The sequence below is a fragment of the Actinomyces oricola genome (genome assembly GCF_004104015.1).
Taxonomy (GTDB): Bacteria; Actinomycetota; Actinomycetes; order Actinomycetales; family Actinomycetaceae; genus Actinomyces; species Actinomyces oricola.
The window spans coordinates 168308-174876 of record NZ_RYFV01000004.1 but is presented as its reverse complement, the minus strand read 5'-3'; the positions used below and the strand labels follow the sequence as shown (position 1 = coordinate 174876).

At 67.6% G+C, this 6569-nt stretch carries 6 protein-coding genes; 3 read left to right on the top strand and 3 right to left on the bottom strand.

Going from position 1 to position 6569, the window contains the following annotated elements:
• The first annotated feature begins 219 nt into the window (after window positions 1-219).
• Complete coding sequence (locus tag EUC46_RS03110; RefSeq protein WP_241655354.1) at window positions 220-690, top strand: hypothetical protein; 471 nt, start codon at window positions 220-222, stop codon at window positions 688-690.
• 161 nt (window positions 691-851) lie between these two features.
• Here EUC46_RS03110 and EUC46_RS03105 read toward each other — a convergent pair whose 3' ends face one another.
• Window positions 852-1562 carry a sugar O-acetyltransferase gene (locus EUC46_RS03105; protein WP_128772723.1) on the bottom strand — a complete coding sequence of 237 codons (711 nt, stop codon included), beginning with the start codon at window positions 1560-1562 and terminating at the stop codon, window positions 852-854.
• Between the two features lie 230 nt (window positions 1563-1792).
• On the opposite strand from EUC46_RS03105, the gene EUC46_RS03100 reads away from it, so the two are divergent.
• Entirely contained in the window at window positions 1793-2566 is a 774-nt protein-coding gene (locus tag EUC46_RS03100) for a TetR/AcrR family transcriptional regulator (RefSeq protein WP_128772722.1), read from the top strand.
• A 201-nt stretch (window positions 2567-2767) separates the two neighbouring features.
• Window positions 2768-4390, top strand: a complete 1623-nt coding sequence (locus EUC46_RS03095) for an MDR family MFS transporter (protein ID WP_128772721.1) — start codon at window positions 2768-2770, stop codon at window positions 4388-4390.
• A 92-nt stretch (window positions 4391-4482) separates the two neighbouring features.
• Here EUC46_RS03095 and EUC46_RS03090 read toward each other — a convergent pair whose 3' ends face one another.
• Together EUC46_RS03090 and EUC46_RS03085 are read right to left on the bottom strand one after the other, a co-directional pair.
• A complete protein-coding gene (locus EUC46_RS03090; protein ID WP_128772720.1) occupies window positions 4483-5241 on the bottom strand; it encodes a uridine kinase family protein in 759 nt (252 codons plus the stop codon).
• A 538-nt stretch (window positions 5242-5779) separates the two neighbouring features.
• Window positions 5780-6406 (bottom strand): HAD family hydrolase, encoded by a 627-nt coding sequence (locus EUC46_RS03085; RefSeq protein ID WP_128772719.1) that lies wholly within the window; start codon window positions 6404-6406, stop codon window positions 5780-5782.
• Window positions 6407-6569: the final 163 nt, after the last annotated feature.

The window sequence follows — 6569 nt, the reverse complement described above, 5'->3', positions numbered from 1 at the left end:
CCTTCCGCTCCGTGCGCGAGCTGACCACCACCATCCGACGCTTCATCGACACCTACAACAAGACCTGCAAACCCTTCTCCTGGACCAAGCCCGCCGACCAGATACTCAAGAAAGCCAAGCGCCCAACTACTTCAGAAACACGACACTAGTTTGGGGCCGTGTTCGCCCGTACCCCATGAGTGAGTCTTTTCGCCTATGTTCTACGTAATATCCGTCTGCGTGCCAGTCGTCATGGCTGTGGCGTGCCCGGCGCTGCTGAAGAAGAACGGGTTTGTTGAGGAGCGGCGCTGGCGCCGGTGGCTGTATTCGGCGTGCGGGCTGTTCGCAGTGTCGTGGTACCTGCCCTCGCCCCTCATTGAGGGGCAGGACACCAGTTTCAGTGCCCACTTCGTGGGCGGCGGCCTATTCACCGGGCTGCTGTGGTACTACCTCAAGCGGTCGCTGGGCTGGCGCGGGCACTGGTCGCTTGAGGCGTTCTCGCTATTCGCCCTGGTGTCGGCACTGGGGTGCATTAATGAGCTGTTCGAGCTTTTGACGGTGAAGACCGGCCTGGTGTGGCTCACCCTGGATGAGACGAACTGGGACATTCTGGCCAACTCGCTGGGCGCATTGGTGGTGTATATCGGGTACCTGCTGCTCAATGGGCGCGAGAGCGGGTCGCGCCCGCCGGCCGGACCGGGCGACGCGTAGCGCGGGATCGGTCGAGTTCAGTAGAGATTGCCCCTCCTCCACCAGCCCCATCATGGGTGAGTCGCGGGGCGGCCCTCCGTCCGCGGGGCGGCCCTCCGTCCGCGGGGCGGCCCTCCGTCCGCGGGGCGGCCTTCCGCTCGTGGGGCGGCCCTTCGTCCGGCTCAGCCCTGGCGTTCGGGAACGTCGAGGGTTCGCGGCGGAGTGTAGGTCCACTGGCGGTCGGCGTCGGTGATCGGGCGCAGGACGCGCGCTGGAATACCTCCGGCCACGACCATGGGCGGTACATTGGCCGTCACCACTGCGCCCGCGGCGATTACCGACCCGCGGCCGATTCTAATGCCGGGCAGGATGGTCACGTTCCCGCCGACCCATACGTCATCCTCAATAATCACGGGCGCTGAGAACTGTTCTCCGTGCGGACGCACCTCGGGGTGGACGGGATGTCCGGCGGTCGTGATGGTCACGTGCGGCCCGAACATGACGCCATTGCCAATGGTAATGGGGGAGTCGTCAATAAGCATGAGCCCGGCGTTGGCGTAGACACGGGTGCCTACGTGCGTGTGGACGCCATAGGCAACGTGGATGGGCGGCTCGAACCAGACCATGTCCCCGGCCCGGCCAAGAATCTTTTCCAGGAGTCGACGGCGTCCGGCCGCATCCCTTGGGGAGGTCGCATTGAACTGGGCGGCCAGTTCTTTGCCGCGCGTGCGCTGTTCGCTGAGCGCCTCCAGTCCCGGTCCTTCGTCGGTGTACAGCTCCTGGGCGGCCATTCGACGTCGGACCTCGATCTCGCGGGAGCTGGCCGGGAGTGTTGAGCCGGCCGCGGGCTCGGGGCCGGTTGCGGATGCGGGTGATGCGGGACTCTGAGGCATGGGACGCTCCTTTGCGTGATCAGGCGGCTGGCGGGGCCGGAGTAGGAATGGTAGGCGGTCGGGCGCGGCGACGGCCAGGTTCTGGGCAGTTCTAGGCAGAGGTTGCGCCCATGGGCGGCCGGGCCGGCAGGAGTCTTCTGCGGTCGGTCGCCTGGCGTCAGTGCGCAACGTGACCGACCTCGCATATAGCTGCACTTGGTGCAAATTTGCACTGAGTGCATACTGGGGTGGTGACTCGATCCAACCGCCGTGCCATGAACGCCCGGCGCACCCGTGCCGCCATTCGCGCGGCTGCGCTCACCCTGACCCGGGAGCGCGGCTATGCCGCTGTCACCGTCGATGACGTCGCCGCCCTGGCCGGCGTCTCACGGCGCACAGTCTTCAACCATTTCGACTCGAAGGCTGACCTTCTGGTGGTAGGCCCGGAACCGCCCGAGCCCGAGGCGGTCGAGGCCTTCGTGGCCGGCTCGGGCCCTCTTCTGGAGGACTTGACCACCCTTCTGGTCTGCGGGGCGCAGCCCCTGGAATCTGAACGCGGCTGGCTCGTCGGCTTCGAGGGAATCGTCCGCGACAACCCTGAAGTGGAGCGCGCTGTTCATGAGCGCTTTCGCAGCTTCGCGTTCTCCTTGACCGATGCCGTGAGCCGTCGCCTCCGTGTCCCAGTCGACGACGCCCGCGTGCGCGCGGTCGTCGCCCTGACTATTAGCATCCAGCACGCCGCCATGGATCTGTGGACGGGCCGCGACGCCAGCGGCTCACCCCCGACCCCGGAGCACCCCGTCGGCTCCGCCCCGACCCCGGAGCGCCCTGTCGGCCCCGCCCGGACCGAGGATGTAGCCGCCCGGGCCGGGGCCGCATCCGCGGCGGCCCTGGAACAACCGGCAGCATCTGAAGATGCAGGGGGCCGACCTCAGGTGTCACTGACCCTTCCCGAGGCGATTCGCGCCGTGAGTGCGGCCATGGGCGAGGTTCTCACCCCACCCGACCGGCACGGCGCCGCCTGACCGACCGGATTCGGCCGGCGCTCCTGCTTGCGAAACGGGCGCACCGAGTTGCGAAACGGGCGCACCGAGCCCCGGCCCTGCGAATCCGGTCCCGGCCGGCCCTACCAGGCCCGGCCCCGCAAATTCGGTCCCGGCCGGCCGGGCCAATCCCATTGGTTCCTTTTTAAATCCTTCCCAACTTTTACATGAAGGTGACAACATATGACTGAACACGCGACGCCGTCGGCTCGGGCCGCGACCAGCGCGGAAAGTGATTTCCACCCCGACCGCCGCTTCTGGGCCGTCTACGCCTCACTCCTGGTGGTCATGTTCCTGTCCGCCATGGATCAGACCATTGTCGGCACCGCCCTACCCACTATTGTGGGCGACCTGGGCGGCGCCGCCCACATGGCCTGGATCCTCACCGCATACACCCTGGCGATCACTGTGGCCATGCCCGTTTACGGCAAGCTCGGCGACCTGGTGGGGCGCAAGAATCTTTTCCTGACGGCTATTGGTCTGTTCCTTGTCGGCTCGGCCCTGTGCGGCACCGCCACCACCATGATCCAACTCATCGCTTACCGCGCCTTGCAGGGCCTGGGCGGCGGCGGCCTCATGATTTCCTCCCAGGCCATTACCGGAGACCTCATTCCACCGCGCGTGCGCGGCACCTACATGGCCCCCATGGGCACCATGTTCGGCATCGCCTCAATTCTGGGCCCCATTATCGGCGGCTGGTTGACCGACTCGGTGTCCTGGCGCTGGACCTTCTGGATTAACCTCCCCTTGGGCGTTCTCGCCTTTATCGCCGTCACGGTGGTGCTGCGCCTGCCCAAGCGCCCTCTGAGCAGTCCCATTGATTGGGCCGGCCTGGCCCTCATGAACGCCGGGGCCATCGCCCTGGTCCTCGTGGCCACCTGGGGAGGCACCCAGTACGCCTGGTCCAGCCCCGTCATTATCTTCCTGGTCGTGGCCGGCGTGGCCTGCTGGGGGCTGTTCGCCTGGGTCGAGACGCGGGCGGCCGACCCCATATTGCCCTCCGCTATTCTGACCAACCGCACATTCGTCATCTCCACCGTGGTGGGCATGCTCGCCATGGGCGGGATGATTGGCGTCATGAGCTATCTGCCCACTTACTTGCAGATGGTCTACGGGCATTCTGCCACCATCTCCGGGCTCCTTCTGGTGCCCATGACCATTGGCATGCTCACCGCCTCCATCCTCTCGGGCGTCCTGGTCGCACGTAACGGCCGCTACAAGGCCTACCCCGTGGCCGGATCCCTGGTCGCGGCTACCGCCGCCCTCTGGCTCTCCAGGCTGAGCATTTCCTCGCCGGTGTGGGAGGTCTCTGCGGCCACCTTCGTCATGGGCGCGGGGATCGGCCTGTTCTTCCAGCTCCTGGTCACTGTTGTCCAGAACGCCGTTCCCGCCCGGCACCTGGGCACGGCCACCAGTGGCAACAACTTCTTCCGCGAAGTGGCGGTCGCGCTGGGCGCCTCCCTCATTGGTGCGGCATTCTCCTCCAATCTCACCAGTGAGCTCGCCGAGAAGATGACGTCCTTGGCCCATAGCGCGGACCCGACGGCGCTCGCCCAGTTCCAGGGGCAGGACACCTCCTCACTGACCCCTGCGCTGGTGAACCAGCTCCCTACGGTGCTGCACGACGCCGTCGCGAGCTCCTACGCGGACGCCCTGCTGCCCATCTTCGGCTGGATGGTGCCGCTGTTCGTGGTCACCGCCGTGGTGGCGCTGCTTCTGCCGGAGGTGCCGCTGTCGCGCAAGAGCGGCATGGAGCAGGTCGCTGAGGCGCAGGACACCGCCACGGCGGTACCGGTGAGCGCCTGAGGGCGATGAGGGCGAGGTACTGGCCCAGGGGCGGGTGACGGTCGGTCATAGAGCGACCGGCCCGGCACCCGCCCCTGGGCCCGTGTGCGGCCTTAGTGCTTGTGCGCGCCCAATACGGTTGCAGTCGGCGAGCGCAGCGGGCCCTCCGCCCAGGCGACCTCCCCGGCCTCCACGCCGAGCGCCGGCGCACCGGAGACGATGACGTCCGCCCGCTCCCAAGGCCGATCGGCGGCGAAGAAACGCCGCTCGCCGGCCATCCACCAGTGCCAGAAGGCCACCGTGTCTTCGACGCCCCCATTGACCCCCTCGGCAATGTCCCGCTGGATGCCGCGGTCCTCGGCGACTTGGTCATCGGTCTGGACCCACACGCACGCATCCAGCAGATCGGTCACGGCCCGCATGCTCGCCCCGGTTCCTTCGACGACGACGAGTGGAGTCCCGGCCTGGACCACCACCGAGCCGGAGCGGCCGTGGGGCCGCCACGCCGGGGGCACGTAGTCCAGGGCACCGGTGGTGTGCAGCTCGGTGAGTGCGGCCACGAGCACGTGATCCCACTGGTAGAGGGGCTCATTCCAGTCCAGGTCGTCAACGTGCACTACTTGCGTCCCCGGGACGGCTGAGACCAGGGCCCCGGCCAGGGTCGTCTTGCCGGCGGCGCCGCGGCCGTCCACCGCGACAATGGCGGGGCGGCCTGTCGGGGTTCCGGCCAGGGCCAGCAGGTGGGCGAATAACTCATTGAGTGCGGTCGTCTTCCAGTTGGTGACCGCGGGCTCTTCGGGTTGGAGGGCCGGGGCCTGGTCGGCCGGCCGGATTCGCTGCCGGTCAACTGGGGCGATGGGGTCGGTGGCCATTGCTGCTCCTCGTGCTTGGGGCCGGCGCGGGGAGAACCTAGCACGTTGGCCGGCCGGCCTCTGGCGCAGTGGCGACCCCCGGGAGGTGCGTGCGGGCTTGGGGGGTTGCACATTCTTTCTTCCCTCGAAGACTGAGGAGGCGCGGAATCCTGCGGATCTGCTCGGGGCTTGAGGGTTCGGGAATGGGATGAATGTGCGAATGGGTACTCCGTTGCACATTCATCTTTGCCGAACGGGTGGCTTACGGCGAGGGATCGTTGAAATACCAACGATCCCCCACAGCCCCACGCAAGAAGAATGTGCAACACCGCCAATCCTTCCGGCCACCCGCCCACCGGCGGCGCCGCCCATCGGCGCCGCCGCATGGCTTGATGCGCTCAACCAGGCCCCAGGGCGCCTCAGTGGTCCCCGAGCTCACGGTAAGGCCTGCCCCGCCCCGCCCAGGGCTCCCGGGCGCTTCCTCTTGAATGCGCCGGAGACCCCGCTCGGGCCCGCCTCGCCCAGGGCCTCCCGTGGGGGGTCGGGGGCCCAGAGGGACTCAGAAGAAGGGGATGAGGTCGCGCAGGCTCGCCACCACCACCGTGCCCTCGACCGGGTTTTCGAGGGTGAGGATGGTTCCCGGGGAGACCAGGAGCGCAGGAGGCATCCCGGCGCGCGCGGCGGCGACGGCGTCAATGGGGCGGTCCCCTACGCAAAGGACCTGGGTTGGATCGAGGCCGTACTTGTCGGCCAGCAGGAGGTTCATGGCGGGGCTGGGCTTGCGCTCGTAGCCGTCGGGTGCGCAGACCATGTCGTCGAGGTCGAGGCCGAGCACGGTAACCAGCATGGTGGCGCTGGCCCGGTCGCGGTGGGTGGCCATGAGGTTGAGGCCCCCCTTCTCCCACACCCGCGCCATGAGTTCACGTGCACCGTCCATGACGGGGGCCGGCCGGGTGCGCCATCGGGTCTTAAGCTCCTCGTGGGCGCGCTCCAGATCCTCACGGGGCACCCCGCGCGAGGCGGAAAGGGTCTCAATGGCGTGGCCGATTGAGCGCCTGGTCAGAGCGCCGGTTTCGCGCAGGTGAGCCGGGGTGGTGTCTCCAAACGCCGCCTTGCACAAAGCGTTGACCACCCCGGGGTAGGTATCGACCAGGGTTCCACCCATATCCCAGATAATGTGCCGCATCTCACCATTGTCTCTCAGGAGGTGTATCCCCGTCCGCCGAATGCCCCAGCCCGTGAGCTCTGAGTCCCATCCGCGGTCCCTTAAGCCGCAAAGACCGCACCCGAACAAGGCGGACGCTCAGGTCCGGTCGACCTCGGGCCCACGGGGTGCCCGGCAGGCAGTC